The organism is Halorussus halophilus, assembly GCF_008831545.1.
GTDB lineage: Archaea > Halobacteriota > Halobacteria > Halobacteriales > Haladaptataceae > Halorussus > Halorussus halophilus.
In genome coordinates this window covers 172,533-190,469 of the sequence record NZ_CP044523.1, presented here as the reverse complement: position 1 = coordinate 190,469, position 17,937 = coordinate 172,533, and the positions used below count along the sequence as shown (strand labels likewise).

Sequence of the window (17,937 nt, the reverse complement as noted above, 5' to 3'; positions counted from 1 at the left end):
ATAAGGCTACGGGAGGGGAACGTGGGTCGGTTCGGTTAGTTCAATTCACCGACCTGTACGGAACCATATTCAGGTCGAACGAGAAGTCCGAGCGGAGAGAATCAGTTCGGCTGGTCGTACAGATGACACGCCGACGGATGCGCTTCTTCTTGCAATACCGGGTCTTTCTGCTCGCAGACGCTCGCGAAGTGTTCCTCCAGCAGCGACGCCGCACCGTCCCAGTCGCCGTCGGCGAGGTGGTCGAACGAGTCGGCGACGACGTTTCGTGGCCGACCCGACGGTTCGGTGTCGAACAGATGGTCCCAGAGGACTGCACGGAACGCCTCGGGCGAGGCGTCAGCGTGCCCGCCGTCGGTTGCCGTCGCAGTCTGGGTTACCTTCTCGCTGTCACCCGACGCCTCCTCCCACGCGGCGTCTAAGTCGATGGACCGGTCTTCGACGCGCTCACGGTAGTCCATGACTTCGCGATAGGCTTCCTGCTCGATGTTCAGGCCCTCGGGCGGGATGACCTGCGGACAGCGAGTGCGGAAGTGACACCCCGACGGCGGGTCGATTGGCGACGGCACGTCGCCTTCCAAAATGATGCGGTCGTCGGTGTCTGCTCGCGGGTCGGGTTCCGGAATCGCCGACAGCAGTGCCTGCGTGTAGGGATGTTTCGGGTCAGCGAACAGTTCATCAGTTTCGGCGACCTCCACGATTTCGCCGAGGTACATCACCGCGATGCGGTCGGAGATGTGCCGAACGACGCTCAGGTCGTGAGCGATGAACAGGTAGGTCAGGCCGAACTCCTCTTGCAGGTCCTCCATCAGGTTCAGAATCTGGGCCTGCACGGACACGTCCAGTGCGCTCACGGGTTCGTCGGCGACGATGAAGTCGGGATCCACCGCCAGCGCGCGGGCGATGCCGACGCGCTGGCGTTGCCCGCCGGAAATCTCGTGCGGATAACGGTCGTACTGTCCCTTCTCAAGCCCGACTGCTTCCATCAGTTCTGCGACGCGGTCGCGCCGCTGTTGCTTGCGACCCTTGTCGCCGTCTGGCGACCCCTCGGGCAGGTTGTGAATCTTCAGCGGTTCCATGATGATTTGGCCCACCGTCATCCGCGGGTCGAGACTCGACAGCGGGTCCTGGAAGATCATCTGCATGTCCTTGCGCGTGTCGCGCAGTTCGTCGCGTTCGAGCTCCGAGAGGTCCTGTCCGGCGAAGACGATGGTCCCGTCGGTCGGTTCTTCGAGTCGGAGCAGGGTGCGACCGGCCGTCGATTTTCCACAGCCAGACTCACCGACGAGACCGACCGTCTCGCCTTCGTAGATGTCGAAGCTAACCCCATCGACGGCTTTCACGCTCTTTTGGTCGCTGTCGAGCCACTCGTCCAGCAAGCCGTCGGCCCGCGAGAAGTGCTTCTTCATCTCGTCTACGGCGAGCAACTGCTCGCCGGTCTCGTGAGTTCCAGTACCGATTCCCTCGCGGTCCTCGCCGTACGCGTCCTTGTCGAAGTCCTCCAGCACGCACTTCGCGCGGTGGTCCACGTCGTCGGGACCGTGCTGGAGGTTCGGAATCTCGCCCTCGGTACACTCCGGTTGCGCCCACGGACAGCGTGGCGCGAAGTGACACCCTTGGGGCATGTCGATGAGGTCGGGAACGTTGCCCGTGATGGGCGTGAGTCGGTCCTTGTCCTCGCTCGGAATCGATTCGAGCAGGGCGTACGTGTAGGGGTGACTCGGGTTGTGGAAAATCTCGTCTACTGGGCCGACTTCCACGATGTCGCCTGCGTACATCACGGCCACGCGGTCGCAGGTCTCGGCGACGACGCCGAGGTCGTGGGTGATCATGAACACGGACATGCCCAGTTCGTCCTGCAAGTCGTTGATGAGGTCGAGAATCTGGGCCTGAATCGTCACGTCGAGCGCCGTCGTCGGTTCGTCGGCGATGAGCAGTTTCGGACGGCAGGCCAGCGCGATGGCGATGAGGACGCGTTGGCGCATACCTCCGGAGAACTCGTGGGGATACTCCTCCACGCGAGCGGTCGGTTCGGGAATGCCGACCTCTTCGAGCATGTCGATGGTGTCCTGCAGAATCTCTTCGTCCACGTCCTTGCCGCCGAGTTTCGGCGCAATTTCTCGGACCGCGTTCCACCACGAGTCCTTTCGTTGGCCGCCGTACTGGTGGAGTCGCAGGCTCTCTGCGACCTGCTCGCCGACGGTCAGCGCGGGATTCAGCGAGGTCATGGGGTCTTGGAAAATCATCCCCATCTCGCCGCCACGAATGTCTCGCATGGCGTTCTCCGGCGCGGAGAGCAGGTCAACGTACCCCTCGTCGGGGAAGACGAACTCGCCGACACCTTTCGGATACTGGCTGGCGAACTGCTCGGTCAGTTCCGCGTGGTGGAACTTCGCTTCGCCACTCGGAATGTGACCGGGGTCGTCCACGAGTTGCATCAGCGAGAGCGCGCTCACGCTCTTGCCGGACCCCGATTCCCCGACCAGACCGACCGTCTCACCCTCCTCGATAGTGAGGTCGAAGTCGTCTACGGCCTCGACGACACCCCTATCTGTGTCGAACTGCGTCCGCAAATTCGAGATTGATAGTAACTCACTCACAATTACACGAAAGTGGTGCGTCGGCAGGCAAATAGCTTTCCACTGGAACCGGCGAGCGTCCGCCATCGAAACCAACTGCAGGCACAGCGAAGGCCCGTCATGCGAAGCTTTTTCACTAAAAAGGACGCCTCATTGCCCATGAGCGACGATGTCGAGGAGACGGACGGAGCGCCCGAAGAGGACGCCGAACCACTGGTAGAAGACGACCCCGCCGCGGCGTTCGAAGGAATGGGCGACATGCCCGGCACCCACCTCCGAGCGATGGAGTTCTGGGAGGACGTGGTCGCCGACATGGAAGCGACCGCCGCCGAGTACGAGGCCGAGGGCTGGGAGACGCTCCAGTTGCACCCCGGCGACGTGACGACACTGACGCCCGACCCGGAGGAAGGGGACGAACGCTTCGGTCTCGACGTACTCCTCCCGAACGACGAGTTCGACGCCGTCGAGGAGCGACTCGAAGGCGGGGCGGCGTTCGACGCCTACGAAGTGTACTCCGCGACGGCCGACGCGCTCGTCCTGCTCGTCGTCGCCATGGAGGACCACGACGGGGAGTTCGCCCTGCTCTACCCAGCGTACTACGACGCCCAGAACTCCGAGGCGATGCTCAACGCCGCCAGAGCCGCGGGGGAGATGCACACCTACCTGCGGACGCTGACAGAGGAGACCATCGAGTTCACGCACGCGGACCCCTCGGTGTTCGAACCGCAGACTGGCGAAGGAGACACAGTGGAAGAAGAATAAGGAGAAAACTACTCAGTCGTCGTCACCGTCGGCCGCTTCCATCTCGTGGCCGCAGTTCGGACACTCTAGTTCGTCCTTTCGCAGGCCTTCGCTGGCCGACTGGACTTCCCGCATAACTTCGGAGATTCGGTCTTCTGCGGCCAGTTCCTCGTCCACCGAGAGGTCCACGCCCTCGACTTCCAGCAGGAACTTGGCGACTTCCGTCACCTCGTACATCATGTCGTCCAACTCCTCGGCGGTGAAGAAGCCAGACATCGCGCCGTAGAGGAAGGTCGCGCCCGCCTGTCGAACCTTGTCCTCGAACGAGGAGCGAGCCTGATTGACTGCTTGGGGCGTGTACGTGTCGGTCATGAACGGGACGAGTTCGGGCAGGTTGTTCCCGATCTTCGTCATCTCGACGCCCGTCTCCGTGCGGAAGTCCGCACAGAGGCGCGCGATGGCCCACTCGCGGGCGGTGATGTAGGTGCGGTCGCGCAGGAACTCGTTGACGCGGTCGTACTGTGCGCCGTCCATCTTCTTGAACCGGGCGTACTTGCGCACGTCCTCGGGGATGTCCGGTTCGGGAACGTCGCCGAGTTCGTCGTCTTCGGTGGCTTCCTCAGTAGCTTCCGCGTCCGCCGTGACGGCGTCCTCACTGTCGGTTGCGGTGGCGGTCTCGGTGGCGTCTGCGTCGATGTCGCCACCCGAAACGTCGGTGTCGTCGCTGGAAGACTCGCTTCGCTCGTCTTCCGAGATGCCACTCCGGTCTTCGAGACCCTCGTTCGCTTCGTTGAGGTCTTCCTCTCGCTCGCTCGCGGTTTCACCGCTCGCGTTTTCGAGACCCTCGTTCGCTTCGTTGATGTCTTCCTCTCGCTCGCTCGCGGTTTCACCGCTCGCGTTTTCGAGACCCTCGTTCGCTTCGCTCACTCGGGTCTCGCTCTCTGCGTCCTGTTGTTCCTCCCCACTCGGACGCGACTCGTCGTCTGCCATGCCTCGCCGTTACGAGGGAGGGTGGAAAAGCGTGTCGTCTGCGGGCGGTTCGCAAGCCTCGGTCCCCCACACAACTGTTTTCACGGTTCGCACGGTTGGGTCGGATATGAAAGTCTTACTGGGAATCGGCGGGAGCGACGACTCACTCCACGCGCTGACGCAAACAGTCAAGCGCGCGAAGGCCGCCAACGACGACCTCACCGTGATTATCCTCGACAATCCGGAGAGCGAACGCGGGGCCGAGGAGATAGAAGCGCGCGTGAAAGACGAACTCCAAGACGCGGACTTCGCGGCGGGCGTCCGACGGGTCACGGGCGACCCCGGAAGTCAGTTGGTAGACATCGCCGAGAGCGAAGGCTTCGACCGAATCGTCCTCGGTGGCGGCCAACGCAGTCCGATGGGCAAGATTCAGCTCGGTCACATCTCGGAGTTCGTCCTGTTGAACTCCCCCGTTAGCGTCACCCTGATACGATGAGTCCGAGCGACCGTACCTACCCCGAGGAGTCCGCCGGGGAGTTCCCCGAACCGCCGTTCACCTTCGCGGACAAGGAAGGCCGCGAAATCGAGATTCGTCCCTACGAGCGCGACGAGTTCGAGGCCGTCGTGGAGATGTACGTCGATTTCGACTCTGCCGACCGGGCTCAAGGCATCCCGCCAGCAACGGAGGAGCGCGTTCGAGATTGGCTCGATGGCCTGCTCGACGGCCTGAACGTCGTCGCGTGGGACGGCGACCGAGCAGTCGGCCACGCCACGCTCGTCCCTGACAGTGAGGACGCCTCGGAACTCGCCATCTTCGTCCACCAGGACTACCAGCGGGCGGGCATCGGCTCGAAGCTGATTCGTGGGCTGTTGGGCCACGGCCGCGCCAACGACGTCGAGAAAGTCTGGCTGACCGTCGAACGCTGGAACCACGCCGCGGTCGGCCTCTACGAGTCGGTCGGCTTCGAGACGGCAGGCTCGGAGAGCTTCGAAATCGAGATGGCGCTCAGGCTTTGAGTCTGTGACTGTTTTCGAGAAGTTTTCGGGACGGTTGCTAGCGAGTTCTGCGTGGTAGCTGTGGCTGAGCCACTACACCTCGTGAGTGAATCCGACCTGAAACGCACACACCGCGAGTAAATCCGTTTTCGAACTGAAATCGCGAATACAGTAAGTGAATCCGTTTTCGGGCAATCTACTCCCGAAACCGAGAAGACCGCACCGCACAGCACTGTATCAGCCACACACCTCCCCAACAGATTCGTTCTGCTCCCACCGTCGGCGCAAGCTCCGACGAGCCTTTTCTCTGTTTCAGTATCTCTCCGACCACACCACATGGCCACGCACAGAATCACTCAGAAGCGCGACAACAGCCATTCATAAGTATTTTTTACACTTCCTTCCACCATCGCGCATGGTCGGGAGTCCCTCCAGCGAGTCGAGCACGCGCCGGTGGCACAGACTCATCGAACACTACACGCCTGACGGCACGCTCGGCCGTCTCATCCTCGCCGCCTGCGTAGGGACCGCGAGTGCTACCGCACTCTTCATCGCGGCGATAGTCACTTCCGCGATGGCTGGCCTCTGGTTCTTTCTCGCACCGCTCGCGGCAGGCTTCGGACTCGCGGCCGGACTGCTCGCCATCGTCACACTCTGGCCGGTCTACCTCTCGCTCATCGGGAACGTCGAGTCACCACGGGCGTACATGAAAGCAGGAACGCACAGCGCAAGCGACTCCTTCGACACCGGAACCATCCAGTCGTTCGCCAGTTCTGACTCCGAGGACGCAGTAGCCAACCTCAAGCGCCAGTACGCCGCGGGAGATATCTCCGAGAAGGAACTCGACGAGCGCGTCGAGAATCTGCTCCACGTGGACGAAGTCGCGTCACGAGCGAGCGAAGAGCGTCGGTACGAATCGAAGAACGCGGGTCGCCAGAAAGAGCGAAACTAGCTACACCGACAGCACGGGTTGACTCGCGTACAACAGTACGTACTCGGCGGCTTTCTCCAAAATCTCGCCCGGTTCGCCGGTGAGCGGTTCGCGCGGAATTACGAGGAAGTCCGCATCGACGTGTTCGGCAGTGTCCAACACCACCGTACCGGGGTGTTGCAACTTGCTGGTGGTCGAGAAACCGTAGGCGTTCGAGTTCGTCACGCCCACGCCGTAGCGGTCCGCGATGTCTCGCACGGTGTCGATGAACGCCTCGGTCTCGGAGCGAATTTCCTCGTCGGGAATCCCGCCGGTTTCGAGTCCGTGGACGATGTCCTCGCCGAGAACGTACATCGCGTGGACCGACGCGCCGTACTGTTCGGCGATAGCGGCGGCGTACTCGACGGCGGCGACTGACTCGTCGCTGCCATCCACCGGAACGAGTACCGTCTCGACTTCGAGCGGTGGTTCGGTCATGGCAGTATCTGCGAAGGGGGCGGCCAAAAAACTTCGTTCACGGAGCGGCGATTGAGACCCGGACGCTCTTGACCGGTGTATTCGAAGTCAGGTGAAACTCACAACGGCGTCGGGTCAGGCGGCGGTCGTTCGACGTATCGAAGCGGGACGCCCTCGTAGGAATCGGGCAACTCCTCGCGCACGGATTCTGGCGTCTCTGGCGGAATGCCGACCTCGAAAGCGACGATGGACTTGGGTTCGGGGAACCAGACCTCGTGGCGGACGGTGACTGCCCCGTGCGGAACAATAGTTTCGTCGGGAATCTCGGTTTCGAACGGAATGGCGACTCTCTCGGACGTATCGTAACAGACCTCGGTGCCGCGAACGTCGTCCAGTTCGGCGAAGGCTTCCGTCGGGTCGAAGTCGTGGTGTAGGTCGAGTCGCCGCTTTCGTTCACGTGGTATCAGACTCACCTTGACGGGAGTGCCCCGTCCGTCGCTCGCCAAAGCCAAGGGGACGAGGTCCGCACGAGAACCGTCGCGGTCGTTCATAGTTGGGAGTACGGAGCCGAGAAAATAAGACTCGCGCCGACGGCCCACCGACGTTTAAGACCCGTCCCGCAGAACGGTTGCACATGATAGATACCGTCGTCATCGCCACCGACGGCTCGGAGAGCGTCACCCGCGCCGTACAGGTCGCGCTCGACCTCGCCAGTCGGTTCGACGCCGCCGTACACGCGCTGTACGTCGTGGACGAAGGAGAAGTCGAGTCGTCGCCCGAGACGCTGCGCGACGACTTTCACGAAGCCTTGGAAGGACAGGCCGACAAAGCACTGGACGAGGTCCGAACCCACGCCGACCGCGAAATCGTCACCGCGGTGCGGGAGGGCCACCCGGCGGGCGAAATCTGCGAGTACGCCCGCGAGGCAGAGGCCGACATGGTCGCCACGGGGACCAGAGGCCGCCACGGCGAGAACCGATTCCTCATCGGAAGCGTCGCCGAGCGCGTCGTTCGGACGTGTCCCGTACCGGTGTTGACGGTTCGGCAACTGAACGACGAGGGCTAAGCGGTCCAAACCGACAACCACGGGCTTCTTTGCCCGCGACCACCAGTCACCAGTATGAAAGACTGGGTCATCGACGACGACAATCTCTCTCTCGAACGGAAATCTATCCTGCCCGGCGAGGGCTTTTTCATCCCGGACTCTATCGAGGAGGAGGTCGAAGACGCCGAAGCAGAAGAAGCACTGACCGGCGCGGACGTGGCCGTCGTGGCCGACCCCGACGCCGACGGGCTTGCTTGCACAGCACTGATTCGTGAGGTGTACGGCGAGGCCGCACTCATCGACGCCGGACCGCACGACCTCGCAGACGCGCTCGAACGCGTCGTCGCCTACAGCGAACCCGGCGCGACGGTCTTCATCTGCGACCTCTGCCCCGACGACTACGAGACCGTCGGCGACGAACTCGCCGTGCTGGTCGAGGAAGCCAGCGAGGTGCGCTGGTTCGACCACCACCAGTGGGACGACGAAGTCGCCGAGAGCGTCCGCGACGCTGGCGTGGACCTCGTCGTCGGCGACAGCGAAGAGGAGTGTACCGCCGACGTGGCGGTTCGCTCGCTCGACTACGACTTCCCCGACTACCTCGAAGAACTCGCAGTCGTCACCCGCGACCACGACCTCTGGCTCCGCGAAGACGAACGCTCCGACGACCTCGCGGACTTCTCCTACTGGTCGGACCCCGAGGAGTACATCGAGGCCGTCGCCGAACACGGCGCGAACCTCCCCGAAGACATCGAGGAGTTCCTCGCCGAACAGCGCGTCGAGAAGGACGCGCTCATCGAGAAAGCGGTCGCCCGAGCGGAAATAGAAGATATCGGCCCGTGGACGGTCGGCGTCACGTACGGCCGCTGTTCGCAGAACGAGGTCGCCGAGGAACTGCGCCAGCAGGGTACCGACGCCGCAGTCGTCGTCAAGCCCTCCGGCAGTGCCTCGATTCGCGGCACCGACGAGTTCGAACGGTGTCACGAAGTCGCCGCACAGGTCAACGGCGGCGGCCACCCGAAGGCCGCTGGCTGTAAGCCCCGCATCTACGACGACATGCTGGACTACGCGAACCACTGGACGACCCGCGGTGCCGTGGCTCAGCAGTTGATTGTCGAGGCGTTCTGGTCGTTGGCGCGTGAGGAAGAGGAGGAAGAAGGAGAGGGAGCGACAGAATCGGAAGAAGCAGACGCAGAAGCCGCCGAGAACGAAGAGTAACCTGCTATTCCTGTTCGGTCTCCAATTCCTCGACGCGCTCTTCGAGATGCTTCGCGCGGTCAGTCGCGTGTGCCCACGTCGCCGCGATTCCGGCACCAGCGACGACACCGCCAGCGAACCCAACCTCGCCCGCCACGCCCGCCCCAGCCATCCCGAAGACCACCGCGACGGCGACGACCACGAAATCCTTGTGGTCCATACGAAAAGACGATGAAAGACCCATAAATCGGTGCCGATACGAAGTCAAATCTACGAAGCGCTAACGAAACGACTACCCCACGAGTCCACAATTCTCACGTATGAATCCTATCGACGCCGAGAACCCCATCGTCGGCATGGTCCACCTCAGGCCACTACCGGGAGCGCCGAAGTTCGACGGCGACTTCGACGCGGTACGTGACGCCGCACTGCGAGACGCTCGCCGGCTCGAATCTGGTGGCGTAGACGCACTGATGATAGAGAACTTCGGGGACGCGCCGTTCTACCCCGACGACGTGCCGAAGCACGTGGTCGCCTCGATGACTCGCGTGGCGAGCGAGATTCGAGACGAAGTCTCCCTTCCAATGGGCGTCAACGTCCTGCGGAACGACGCCGAAGCCGCTCTCTCCGTTGCTTCTGCGGTCGATGCCGACTTCGTTCGGGTCAACGTCCACAGTGGCGCACGCGTCACCGACCAAGGAATCGTGGAGGGCGAGGCACACGAGACGATTCGCCTGCGCGAGCGATTAGGTGCAGACGTTGCGGTTCTCGCGGACTTGGACGTGAAACATTCTGCACCTTTGGCCGACCGACCGCTCGACGCCGAAGCAGTCGCAGAGCCAGTGCAACGCGGCCTCGCAGACGGCGTAGTCGTCAGCGGCGTCGGCACGGGCCACGCAGTAGACGCGAGTCAGTTGGAGGCCGCTGTGGCGGCCCGCGACGAAGCAGGCATCGACGCGCCAGTCTTCGTCGGCAGTGGCACGACGACCGAGAACGTCGCAGACTTGCTGGATACCGCGGATGGCGTCGTCGTCGGCACCGCACTGAAGGAAGGCGGCGAGACGACGAATCCGGTCAGCGAAGAGCGAGTCGAGGCGTTGGTCGCGGCCGCGGGCGGAGAATAGTTATTCGAGGAACTGCTCGACTTCCTCGCGCGTCGGTAACCCGCCGCGTGCGCCCTCGTTCCGGCAGTTGAGTGCGGCTGTCGCCGCGGCGAACAGACCGGCTGTTTCGGGAGATTTTCCCTCCAGAAGCCACGCGTCGAGTAGCCCCGCGGTGAAGGCGTCACCGGCACCAGTCGTGTCGGTGGCGTCGATTTCGAACGCCGGAACGTCGATGACTTCGCCGTCTGCGAGCAAGAGCGCGCCGTCCTCGCCGCGAGTCAGGGCGGCCCGCTGTACGCCCCGCGAATGGAGTTCGGAGAGGGCCTCGCGCCCGCTTGCCCCGAGGTAGGACTGAATCGGTACCTCGCTCGCGAGAAAGAGGTCACAGACAGGGAGCATCGCGTCGATAGTCTCGGGGCGCGCACCCCGGTTTTCGAGTTCTTCGAGCGGGCCAGCGAGGTCGAAGACGAGCGGTGGTAGGTCACCCGCTTCTTTGGCCTCGACGAGCGCGGAAGCGACCGGGTCGGGTGCGTACGCGCTGGCGAAGACAGTGTCCGCGTCGCTGAGATAGGCGAAGTCCTCTTCGTCGAGTCGCAGGTTGACGACGCTCTCGCCGCCAGCGACTATCATGCGCTCGCCGTCGTCGTTCCGGAGCACCATCGTGTAGGAGGTGCGCTCGTCCTCGCATCCGCGGCGAACTCGCTCGGTGTCGATGCCGCGGTCTTCGAGGTCTCGGAGGACTCTCCTTGCATCCTCGTCGTCACCGAGGCGTGCGACGATGCCGGTGTCGCTGCCCAATCGGGTGAGACCCGAAGCCACGTTCGCGGCGACGCCGCCGACCGCCGTCGCTTCGTCGCGGACGAACGCGCCGCCGTCCGGTTCCGGGAGGTTCGACAGCGCGTACAGTCGGTCTACGACCGCGCTCCCGACAGTGGCGACGGTGGGCGCAGAGACAGCAGACGAGTCGGCGTCGGTCATCGCTCCCATCGAGGAACTGCGGGGTAAAACCGATTGCGACAACTACGGCTTACGGAACTCGTAGGAGCGGTCGTCACCCTCTATTCGGATTCGGTCGCGCTCGTGGTCGAAGTAGAGAGCCTCGACGGCACCGTCTTCGAAGCTGTGGAGTGGCATCCCGGCAGTGACGCGGCCGTCCTTCGTGACTGAGAAACCAGCGTTTCCGACGGCGACGCTGAGACGGTCGTCGCTCTCCGAAATCGCTCCGAATGTCCCGAAGAACTGCCGGAGGTGGTCCACGATGGCGTGCCAGTCGGAGATGAGAACCCGCTCGTAGTCGCTACTCATGAATCGGGTTCGCTCGTGGCTTTAAAAATCGCTCTGGCCGGTGGAACTTGGAACCGTATCGGCGACGACACAAACCAAGGGGTGGGACTGCGCGGGGCTTTCGAGGTGGTCGAAATTGCGGTCGTGCATGCGATTTCGAGGGAATATCCGTGAATACGCCCCGAAAACCGCCACCGGAAGCAGAAACAATCCTTAGTCGTCGCCTGCGAGCCACTTCTCGGAGTACGCCGTCCCGCACTCGCAGTAGGCATACGCGTGAATCACGTCGCCCTCGGCGTAGAGGTCACCGACCTCCTCGTTCTGTTCTTCCGCAAAGGCGAAGACGAACTCTACCTCGCTACTGCCACAGTCCGGACACGTCCCGCCCGCGAGGTCGTGGTCGATGTCGCCGTCGGTTCCCATCGCCTGCTTGGCGAAGCCCATCGCGTCCATGCCAGTCGCGGTCTTGAAGACGCTCCGGCCTTGGTCACCCTCCACGACGAGGACGACGCCGTCTTCCACTTGCTCGCCGTGACTTGCGAGACCACCGTCGCCGTCTACGAACGAATCGGCGAGGAAGACCGCCACGTCTTCGACGCGGTCGCCCGCCAGAAACTGCTCGCGCTTGCTCATACCACTGCTACGGAAGTCGAGCGGGAAAAGCCGTGCGTTCTGCCGGGACGGCACCGAACTGTCGGACAGTCGGGCGACAGCGAGTTCGAACGACCGGAGTTCCAACGGCCCCGGAGTTCGAACACCCCGAACTTTAGGTGTCGGCAGTGCGACCGGGCGGTCGTATGCCATCGCTCGTCGTAGAACTGGTCGTCCTCCTGTTGGTCGTCCTCAGCGTGCCGAACCTGCTGAATCCCGAGGCGATGACGCGCTATCGGGTCTCAGCAGACGGCGCAGTCAGCGACGACAGAGTGCTTACCGAGCGGCAGAAACGAGCGCACCAGTTCGTCTCGCTACTCATCTTCGTCGCTGGCGGACTGGCGCTGTTGTCGTGGTGGGGCTTCTGAGTTAGTTCCAGCCACTGTCCCACCCGTCATCTTTCTCGTACCGAACTTCGAACCGGGCACCGCCGGTGTCCGACTCGGTCACGGAAATCTCCCACCCGTGAGCCTCGACGACTTCGTTGACGATAGCCAAACCGAATCCGGTCCCACCGTTAGGCGAGTAGCCGTATTCGAACACCTCGTTCGGTCGGTCTGTGTCGATGCCCGGTCCGTCGTCTTCGACGTAGAACCCACCGACCGAGGCGTCCGTCGAATCGCCGCTCGGTTCCGCTTCGAGCGTGCCGACGCGGACCGCGACTTCCGTTCCGGCGTGTTCGATAGCGTTGCGAAACAGGTTCTCGAACGCGGTCTGGAGTCGGTCTCTGTCGGCGAGTACCGTCGGCATCGTCTCGTCGGCGTCGAGCGTCGCGTCGTGGGTCTCGACGTGTTGCCACGCATCCTCGGCCACGTCCGAGGGAACGGTGGGTTCGGTGTCGGTGATGCTCTCGCCCGCCTGCGCCATCGTCAGGAGGTTGTCGATGATGGTCTGCATTCGGTCGAGTGCCCGGTCGATTTCGTCGAAGTGTTCCGGGTCGCCACCGTCTCTGGCCATCCCGAGGTACATCTCGGCGATAGCGAGTGGATTTCGCAGGTCGTGGCTGACGATGCTGGCGAACTGCTCTAACTTCTGCTCGCGCTCGACGCGCTCGCTGTCGTCGCGGAAGTAGACGGAGAGGCCGGTTTCGGACGGATAGACGCTGAACTGGAGCCACGCGTCGAGCGACTCGGCGAAGAACTCGAAACTCCTCGGCTCTTGGCTCTCCATCGCCTCGTGGAACTGCTCCCAGATGACGGCGTCTGTGCTCTCGGGATACACTTCCCAGAACGCCTCGCCGAGCATCTCGTCTTCGGAGCGGCCGAATATCTCCTCGGCGCGTTCGTTGACGTGCGTGAATCGCCACTCCTCGTCCAGCGCGTAGAAGGCGTCGGAGATGCGCCCGAGAACCTCGCTCAGTTCGGTTTCGAGTTCGCGCTTTCGGCGTTCGAGTTGACGTTCGTGCTCTTTGAGGTCGGTGATTTCCTCGGAGGCACTGACGACTCGTTCGAGCGTCCCATCGTCGTCGAAGACGGGCGCGGCGTTCACGGAGAACCAGCGGCGTTCCTCGCCCGGTTTCTCGATAGCTACCTCCTCGTCGTACACCGGTTCGTGGGTCGCCAGCGCGCGGGCCGTCGGCGTCTCGTGGTCGTCCAACGGTTCGTCGTCGGCGTCGTAGGCACTCCATTCGTCGATGTCGTCTGGGTCTTCGATGATTTCTGCTTCCGAGAGGCCGAGGACCTCCTGTGCGCGCTGATTGGCCTTGAGTACCGTTCCGTCTGCGGTGCGGACCGACAGCGCCACGGGTGCCGTGTTGAGTATCTCCTCGGTCAGGTCGCGCTCCTTGCGCAGTTGCTGTTCGTACTCGCGGCGCTCAGTCATGTCGCGGGTAACTTTCGTGAATCCTTCGAGCGACCCGTCGTCGGTCCTCCGAGCGGTTATCGAGACGGAGGCCCAGAACGTGGTGCCGTCTTCCCGCACGCGCCACCCCTCGTCCTGGGTGCGACCCGTCTCGCGCGCTCGGGCGAGGTTTCGTTCCGGCACGCCCGCCGTTCTGTCCTCTTCGGTGTAGAAGGTCGAGACGTGTTCGCCGACTATGTCGGCGGCGTCGTACCCTTTTATCTGCTTCGCGCCGCTGTTCCACGTGACGACGGTCCCGTCGGCGTCCAACAAGAAAATCGCGTACTCCTCGACTTCGGCGACCAACGAGCGGAACTGCGAACTGGCCAAGGACGCCGAAGCGTCCGAATCCGAGTTCGTGGCGTCGTCCGTCGGCGTCGAGTCGGCACCGCGCCACCAGACCCGCTCGTCGCCGATGGTCTTCGACTCCACCTCGCCGCGCTCGACCAGTTCGTCGAGTGCCTCGACAGCCACGTCTCGATGACAGTTCAGTTCCGCCGCGAGTTCACTCGTAGAAAGGGGTTCTGCCCCCGACCGCAGACGGTCGAAGACAGCGAGTGTCTGCCGCTCGGAACTCATTGCAGGATTACTTGAGCCAACTCACATAGTCTTTCCGTGATACGCTCTCGGGGAGAAACCAACGTCTAACGAGGGGTATCTCGCGGTTTCGGGAGAATTGCTCGGTATCAGCCGTCGAGTTCGTTGGCGATGTCGGCCAAATTCGAATCCGGCGACTCGGTCGCCTCGTAGATGACTCGCTGGCCGGGTTCTCGGACGCCGTACTTGAACCCTTCTTCGACCACGTCGACGAGGACCGACTGACCGAACTCGACGTTGGACGCCGTCGCCCACTCGCCAAGGCGGTTCTCGCCGTCGCCGGGGTTGCGCGCCAGTCGCGGCGAGTCGTAGAATCCTCGAATTTCGCGCGTGTCGCCGGTCAACGGGGCTTCGAAGCGCGCTCGGTACTCCGTCTCGTCGGCGACGACACGGACGATTTCGTCTGTCGGGAAGCGGGCGGCGTCCGGCGCGGGGAGTTCGATCTTCGGGCGGTCGAGCGCGCCGCTCTTGACGAGGGTCGCGCGGACGGTTTGGACGGCGTCGTTGTCGCTGGAGATGCGGTCGGCCATAACGCTCGGTTCCCGTTTGTAGCGTGATGGTGAAAACGACTGTGGTCAAATGGGGGAAGAATACGCTCCCACTTCTATTGAGAAATCTATTGACGTATTTCCGAGAACTAGTTGATTTTAACTGGGTCGAATTCCATTAAACACCCGCATGCGAAGGTCCGCACCCATCGTACTGATTCTCTGCCTCGTCGTCGCAGGCGCGGTACCGCCCGCGGCGACTGCAACTGACACGCACCGAGAGACTGCGTCGCTCGCGCAGACGCCGCACGCGGCACAAGCCGCACAGAACAACAGTACGACAGTAACCATCCTGTCGTACAACGACGTCCAGACCGCGGCCGCCGAAAACGGTACGTTCCCGCGGATGGTCACGCTACTCAACCAGCGCCGCGCCGCCCACGACAATCCGACGGTCGTGGTCGGCGGCGGTGACGAGGTGAGTCCCCACTCGCTCTCGCCGCTCAGTCAGTGGCGAGTGCCCGTGAAGGCACTTAACGTGGTGAAACCCGACGCCGAAGTCGTCGGCAACCACGACTTGGACTACGGCTTCGACGCCGTGGGTAACTACTCGAACGCTTCGGAGTTCCCGTGGCTCATGGCTAACATCGTCAACGAGAGCACGGGCGAACCCATCGAGGGAACCAAGCCCTACACCGTCGTCGAACGCGACGGCGTGAAAGTCGGCGTCATCGGGGTCGCCGACGAGAAGATCAAGTCCAAGACTGCGGTGGACTTCGACGAGCAGGGCTACGAACTGCAGAACTACTCCGACGTGGCGAGCGAGTACGCCACCGAACTCAAAGCAGAGCAGAACGTGGACGTGGTGGTCGTCTCGGCCCACCTCGGCGTCCCCGTAGCGAAGAACCTCGCTAACACGACCGAGAACGTCGATGCAATCGTCGTCGGCGACGACGAAATCGAGTACCCGCCACAGGAGACCGGTGGCGCGGTCATCATGGAGGCCGAAGCGCGCGCCGAACACGTCGCCGAACTCAACCTCACCGTCTCGAACGGCGAGGTGACGGCGTGGAACGGTCGCCTGCTGAACGTCACCGACGACGTGCCCAAGAACGAGACGGTTGCGAACATCATCACGGACGCCCGCTCGGACGAATTGAACGACGTCGCCGGACGAACGACGGTTCCGCTCGACGCGCGGTTCGCTTCGAACTACCACGACGAGACCGCACTCGGAAACATGATTACCGACTCGTTCCGCGCCCAGACCGGTGCGGAAGTCGCCATCACCAACGCGGGCGGCATCCGCTCGAACAGCGTCTACGGTCCGGGCAACGTCACGGTCGGTGACGTGTACAACATCCTGCCGTTCCGGAACACGCTCGTCACGGTCGAACTGAACGGCTCGGAACTCAAGCAACTGCTCGCCAGTCAGGTCGTCACGCTCGAAAGCGACACCGGCCAGCGCTACGGCACGGAGGCCCAGTTACAGGTCAGCGGCGTCACCTACGAGTACGACGGCCACGAGGGCGACGGCCCGACCATCAGCGACGCGTGGGTCAACGGCGAGCGACTGGAAGAAGACGAGACCTACACCGTGACGGTCAACTCCTACATGGCTGGCTGGGACGGTTCGGTCCTGACCGACGCCCCGCGAGTCAGCAAGACGAACGTGCTGTACGGCACGGCGCTACTGGAGTACGTCGAAAACAACAGTCCGGTCTCGCCCGAGGACACCAACCGCATCCGGCGCGTGGACGACTTCGCCGAAGTGCAGTCGGTCTCGGTCCATCGAGGCACTGCGACGGTCACGCTCGACGCTCCGAACGGCACGAACGCGACGGTCGAGGATAGCTTCTACGCCGTTCGCGGCGACTCCGCGGAGCGCGTCGAAGCCGAGTCGGCGACGCTGGAAGACGGGAGCGTGAAAGTGCGCTTCGACATCGCCGACTTCTGGGAACTGCGAGGGCACGACGGCCGACTCGAAATCTACGGCAAGTACGACACGACTGCCTACGACCGCGTCTACTTCGACCACTCGGTCCTCAACGCTGACTTCGAAGACTACGAGCCAGGCGAACGGAAAGGGCACGGAGACGACAAGTGGCGAGACCACTGTGAACACGGTAAGCACGACGACTGCGACAGACACGGAGGTCACCACGACGGTCACTCAGAAGACCACCGCAGTCACTCCGGCGGCCACCACGGCCACGCCAGCATCGCACCGATTACGCAGTCGGCCACGCCGGTCGCCGCGTAATCAGAGACGCCAGCAATACCCGATTCGACTCTTTTTCGCGGCGTCTGCATTCCAACTTCGAGAGTCGTCCGTCCCGACTGCGTGCTGACTGGACCTCACTCGCCGTTCAGAGGTATTGTCTGCTGGACGAGTTCTTTCACCCCGCGTCGGAATCGTTCGGACGCAGCGCTGTCGGAGATTCCAAGCCGCTCCGCGAGGTTCGCCAGCGAACACCTTCGTGGGATGTCGAGATAGCCACTCTCGACTGCTTCGACGAGCGTCTCCCGTTGGGCCTCCGTCAGTGTGACGCCAGTTTGGCTCCAGTCAGTCTCCTCGTACAGTCGTTCGACCGTGAACTCGATGTCGTGGTCGGTGCAGAAACGATAGACCCGTTCGATCGCCTGTCGGTCCGGAAAGCGAGCTTGACACTCCCATCCGTCGTTCGTGCCAACTGCCTTTCGAAGGACACCGCCGACTTCGATGAGTTGCGGCATCAAATTCGTCTCCTCGCCCAGATTTGTGAAGTCCACTCTGTAGAAGCGCCGGTCGCCCGTACGAGCTAGTACCGTCGGATTCGTCACCGCGGGTTCATCGTCCAGCGTCCGGTCAACTCGGTCGAAATCATCGCTCTCTATCCAGAAGAGCATCTGTGTCGGACCATCCGGCCGTTGGTACGTCTCTTGCCATTCGATTTCGATGTCGGGGACGCGATTCAGCGATTCGAACAGCACTGGATGGTCGATAGTGAATTCTGCAATTACCATCGTAAAGCGGTAACTCGTCACGGTCGAAGGGACAGCCATATATAAACACCCGGGAAATTTC

General features: G+C 62.8%; 20 protein-coding genes. 9 read left to right on the top strand and 11 right to left on the bottom strand.

The features are described 5' to 3' along the window. Positions 1 to 101 precede the first annotated feature (101 nt). Positions 102 to 2,597 carry an ABC transporter ATP-binding protein gene (locus F7R90_RS00915; RefSeq protein ID WP_225741225.1) on the bottom strand — a complete coding sequence of 832 codons (2,496 nt, stop codon included), beginning with the start codon at positions 2,595 to 2,597 and terminating at the stop codon, positions 102 to 104. Between the two features lie 138 nt (positions 2,598 to 2,735). Between F7R90_RS00915 and F7R90_RS00910 the strand changes: the two genes are divergently transcribed. Beyond that, entirely contained in the window at positions 2,736 to 3,338 is a 603-nt protein-coding gene (locus F7R90_RS00910) for a DUF7529 family protein (protein WP_225741224.1), read from the top strand. 12 nt (positions 3,339 to 3,350) lie between these two features. Here the strand turns inward: F7R90_RS00910 and F7R90_RS00905 are convergent, their stop codons facing one another. Then, the gene (locus F7R90_RS00905; RefSeq protein WP_394352013.1) at positions 3,351 to 4,307 is read right to left on the bottom strand and encodes a DUF5806 family protein; all 957 of its coding nucleotides are present in this window, start codon (positions 4,305 to 4,307) and stop codon (positions 3,351 to 3,353) included. Positions 4,308 to 4,413: 106 nt separating this feature from the next. Here F7R90_RS00905 and F7R90_RS00900 point away from each other — a divergent pair, with 106 nt between their 5' ends. From F7R90_RS00900 to F7R90_RS00890, 3 genes are all read left to right on the top strand, one after another. Next, positions 4,414 to 4,782 carry a universal stress protein gene (locus tag F7R90_RS00900; RefSeq protein ID WP_158055413.1) on the top strand — a complete coding sequence of 123 codons (369 nt, stop codon included), beginning with the start codon at positions 4,414 to 4,416 and terminating at the stop codon, positions 4,780 to 4,782. Further along, positions 4,779 to 5,303 (top strand): GNAT family N-acetyltransferase, encoded by a 525-nt coding sequence (locus tag F7R90_RS00895; RefSeq protein WP_158055412.1) that lies wholly within the window; start codon positions 4,779 to 4,781, stop codon positions 5,301 to 5,303. Before F7R90_RS00900 ends, F7R90_RS00895 begins: the two co-directional genes overlap by 4 nt. 394 nt (positions 5,304 to 5,697) lie before the next feature. Beyond that, positions 5,698 to 6,234 (top strand): SHOCT domain-containing protein, encoded by a 537-nt coding sequence (locus F7R90_RS00890; RefSeq protein ID WP_158055411.1) that lies wholly within the window; start codon positions 5,698 to 5,700, stop codon positions 6,232 to 6,234. Here F7R90_RS00890 and F7R90_RS00885 read toward each other — a convergent pair whose 3' ends face one another. Beyond that, positions 6,235 to 6,690 carry a universal stress protein gene (locus F7R90_RS00885; RefSeq protein WP_158055410.1) on the bottom strand — a complete coding sequence of 152 codons (456 nt, stop codon included), beginning with the start codon at positions 6,688 to 6,690 and terminating at the stop codon, positions 6,235 to 6,237. Between the two features lie 98 nt (positions 6,691 to 6,788). Then, the gene (locus F7R90_RS00880; protein ID WP_158055409.1) at positions 6,789 to 7,220 is read right to left on the bottom strand and encodes a hypothetical protein; all 432 of its coding nucleotides are present in this window, start codon (positions 7,218 to 7,220) and stop codon (positions 6,789 to 6,791) included. 83 nt (positions 7,221 to 7,303) lie between these two features. Here F7R90_RS00880 and F7R90_RS00875 point away from each other — a divergent pair, with 83 nt between their 5' ends. Beyond that, the gene (locus F7R90_RS00875; RefSeq protein ID WP_158055408.1) at positions 7,304 to 7,735 is read left to right on the top strand and encodes a universal stress protein; all 432 of its coding nucleotides are present in this window, start codon (positions 7,304 to 7,306) and stop codon (positions 7,733 to 7,735) included. Positions 7,736 to 7,789: 54 nt separating this feature from the next. Beyond that, entirely contained in the window at positions 7,790 to 8,929 is a 1,140-nt protein-coding gene (locus F7R90_RS00870; RefSeq protein WP_158055407.1) for a DHH family phosphoesterase, read from the top strand. Between the two features lie 4 nt (positions 8,930 to 8,933). Here F7R90_RS00870 and F7R90_RS00865 read toward each other — a convergent pair whose 3' ends face one another. Continuing rightward, the gene (locus F7R90_RS00865; protein ID WP_158055406.1) at positions 8,934 to 9,128 is read right to left on the bottom strand and encodes a hypothetical protein; all 195 of its coding nucleotides are present in this window, start codon (positions 9,126 to 9,128) and stop codon (positions 8,934 to 8,936) included. A gap of 100 nt (positions 9,129 to 9,228) precedes the next feature. On the opposite strand from F7R90_RS00865, the gene F7R90_RS00860 reads away from it, so the two are divergent. Next, on the top strand, positions 9,229 to 10,032 hold the full coding sequence (locus tag F7R90_RS00860; RefSeq protein ID WP_158055405.1) for a BtpA/SgcQ family protein: 804 nt from the start codon (positions 9,229 to 9,231) through the stop codon (positions 10,030 to 10,032). On the opposite strand, the gene F7R90_RS00855 is transcribed toward F7R90_RS00860, so the two are convergent. The 3 genes from F7R90_RS00855 to F7R90_RS00845 form a co-directional block, all read right to left on the bottom strand. Continuing rightward, positions 10,033 to 10,989 (bottom strand): carbohydrate kinase family protein, encoded by a 957-nt coding sequence (locus tag F7R90_RS00855; protein ID WP_158055404.1) that lies wholly within the window; start codon positions 10,987 to 10,989, stop codon positions 10,033 to 10,035. A 42-nt stretch (positions 10,990 to 11,031) separates the two neighbouring features. Beyond that, the gene (locus tag F7R90_RS00850; protein ID WP_158055403.1) at positions 11,032 to 11,316 is read right to left on the bottom strand and encodes a hypothetical protein; all 285 of its coding nucleotides are present in this window, start codon (positions 11,314 to 11,316) and stop codon (positions 11,032 to 11,034) included. 192 nt (positions 11,317 to 11,508) lie between these two features. Further along, on the bottom strand, positions 11,509 to 11,928 hold the full coding sequence (locus F7R90_RS00845; RefSeq protein ID WP_158058799.1) for a DUF5807 family protein: 420 nt from the start codon (positions 11,926 to 11,928) through the stop codon (positions 11,509 to 11,511). A gap of 164 nt (positions 11,929 to 12,092) precedes the next feature. On the opposite strand from F7R90_RS00845, the gene F7R90_RS00840 reads away from it, so the two are divergent. Continuing rightward, positions 12,093 to 12,314 carry a hypothetical protein gene (locus tag F7R90_RS00840; protein WP_158055402.1) on the top strand — a complete coding sequence of 74 codons (222 nt, stop codon included), beginning with the start codon at positions 12,093 to 12,095 and terminating at the stop codon, positions 12,312 to 12,314. A 1-nt stretch (position 12,315) separates the two neighbouring features. Here F7R90_RS00840 and F7R90_RS00835 read toward each other — a convergent pair whose 3' ends face one another. Beyond that, positions 12,316 to 14,364, bottom strand: a complete 2,049-nt coding sequence (locus F7R90_RS00835) for a PAS domain-containing protein (RefSeq protein ID WP_158055401.1) — start codon at positions 14,362 to 14,364, stop codon at positions 12,316 to 12,318. Between the two features lie 107 nt (positions 14,365 to 14,471). Further along, entirely contained in the window at positions 14,472 to 14,912 is a 441-nt protein-coding gene (locus F7R90_RS00830; RefSeq protein ID WP_158055400.1) for a DUF7112 family protein, read from the bottom strand. Between the two features lie 148 nt (positions 14,913 to 15,060). Here F7R90_RS00830 and F7R90_RS00825 point away from each other — a divergent pair, with 148 nt between their 5' ends. Then, complete coding sequence (locus F7R90_RS00825) at positions 15,061 to 17,133, top strand: bifunctional metallophosphatase/5'-nucleotidase (protein ID WP_158055399.1); 2,073 nt, start codon at positions 15,061 to 15,063, stop codon at positions 17,131 to 17,133. 95 nt (positions 17,134 to 17,228) lie between these two features. Here F7R90_RS00825 and F7R90_RS00820 read toward each other — a convergent pair whose 3' ends face one another. Beyond that, positions 17,229 to 17,876, bottom strand: a complete 648-nt coding sequence (locus tag F7R90_RS00820; protein WP_192498367.1) for a helix-turn-helix domain-containing protein — start codon at positions 17,874 to 17,876, stop codon at positions 17,229 to 17,231. Positions 17,877 to 17,937: the final 61 nt, after the last annotated feature.

Coding starts and splice junctions, on each gene's coding strand:
- F7R90_RS00825 (WP_158055399.1), top strand. CDS start 15,061: ATGCGAAGGTCCGCACCCATCGTACTGATTCTCTGCCTCGTCGTCGCA.
- F7R90_RS00860 (WP_158055405.1), top strand. CDS start 9,229: ATGAATCCTATCGACGCCGAGAACCCCATCGTCGGCATGGTCCACCTC.
- F7R90_RS00895 (WP_158055412.1), top strand. CDS start 4,779: ATGAGTCCGAGCGACCGTACCTACCCCGAGGAGTCCGCCGGGGAGTTC.
- F7R90_RS00835 (WP_158055401.1), bottom strand. CDS start 14,364: ATGAGTTCCGAGCGGCAGACACTCGCTGTCTTCGACCGTCTGCGGTCG.
- F7R90_RS00880 (WP_158055409.1), bottom strand. CDS start 7,220: ATGAACGACCGCGACGGTTCTCGTGCGGACCTCGTCCCCTTGGCTTTG.
- F7R90_RS00905 (WP_394352013.1), bottom strand. CDS start 4,307: ATGGCAGACGACGAGTCGCGTCCGAGTGGGGAGGAACAACAGGACGCA.
- F7R90_RS00850 (WP_158055403.1), bottom strand. CDS start 11,316: ATGAGTAGCGACTACGAGCGGGTTCTCATCTCCGACTGGCACGCCATC.
- F7R90_RS00885 (WP_158055410.1), bottom strand. CDS start 6,690: ATGACCGAACCACCGCTCGAAGTCGAGACGGTACTCGTTCCGGTGGAT.
- F7R90_RS00910 (WP_225741224.1), top strand. CDS start 2,736: ATGAGCGACGATGTCGAGGAGACGGACGGAGCGCCCGAAGAGGACGCC.
- F7R90_RS00830 (WP_158055400.1), bottom strand. CDS start 14,912: ATGGCCGACCGCATCTCCAGCGACAACGACGCCGTCCAAACCGTCCGC.
- F7R90_RS00890 (WP_158055411.1), top strand. CDS start 5,698: ATGGTCGGGAGTCCCTCCAGCGAGTCGAGCACGCGCCGGTGGCACAGA.
- F7R90_RS00865 (WP_158055406.1), bottom strand. CDS start 9,128: ATGGACCACAAGGATTTCGTGGTCGTCGCCGTCGCGGTGGTCTTCGGG.
- F7R90_RS00870 (WP_158055407.1), top strand. CDS start 7,790: ATGAAAGACTGGGTCATCGACGACGACAATCTCTCTCTCGAACGGAAA.
- F7R90_RS00820 (WP_192498367.1), bottom strand. CDS start 17,876: ATGGTAATTGCAGAATTCACTATCGACCATCCAGTGCTGTTCGAATCG.
- F7R90_RS00840 (WP_158055402.1), top strand. CDS start 12,093: ATGCCATCGCTCGTCGTAGAACTGGTCGTCCTCCTGTTGGTCGTCCTC.
- F7R90_RS00845 (WP_158058799.1), bottom strand. CDS start 11,928: ATGAGCAAGCGCGAGCAGTTTCTGGCGGGCGACCGCGTCGAAGACGTG.
- F7R90_RS00855 (WP_158055404.1), bottom strand. CDS start 10,989: ATGACCGACGCCGACTCGTCTGCTGTCTCTGCGCCCACCGTCGCCACT.
- F7R90_RS00900 (WP_158055413.1), top strand. CDS start 4,414: ATGAAAGTCTTACTGGGAATCGGCGGGAGCGACGACTCACTCCACGCG.
- F7R90_RS00875 (WP_158055408.1), top strand. CDS start 7,304: ATGATAGATACCGTCGTCATCGCCACCGACGGCTCGGAGAGCGTCACC.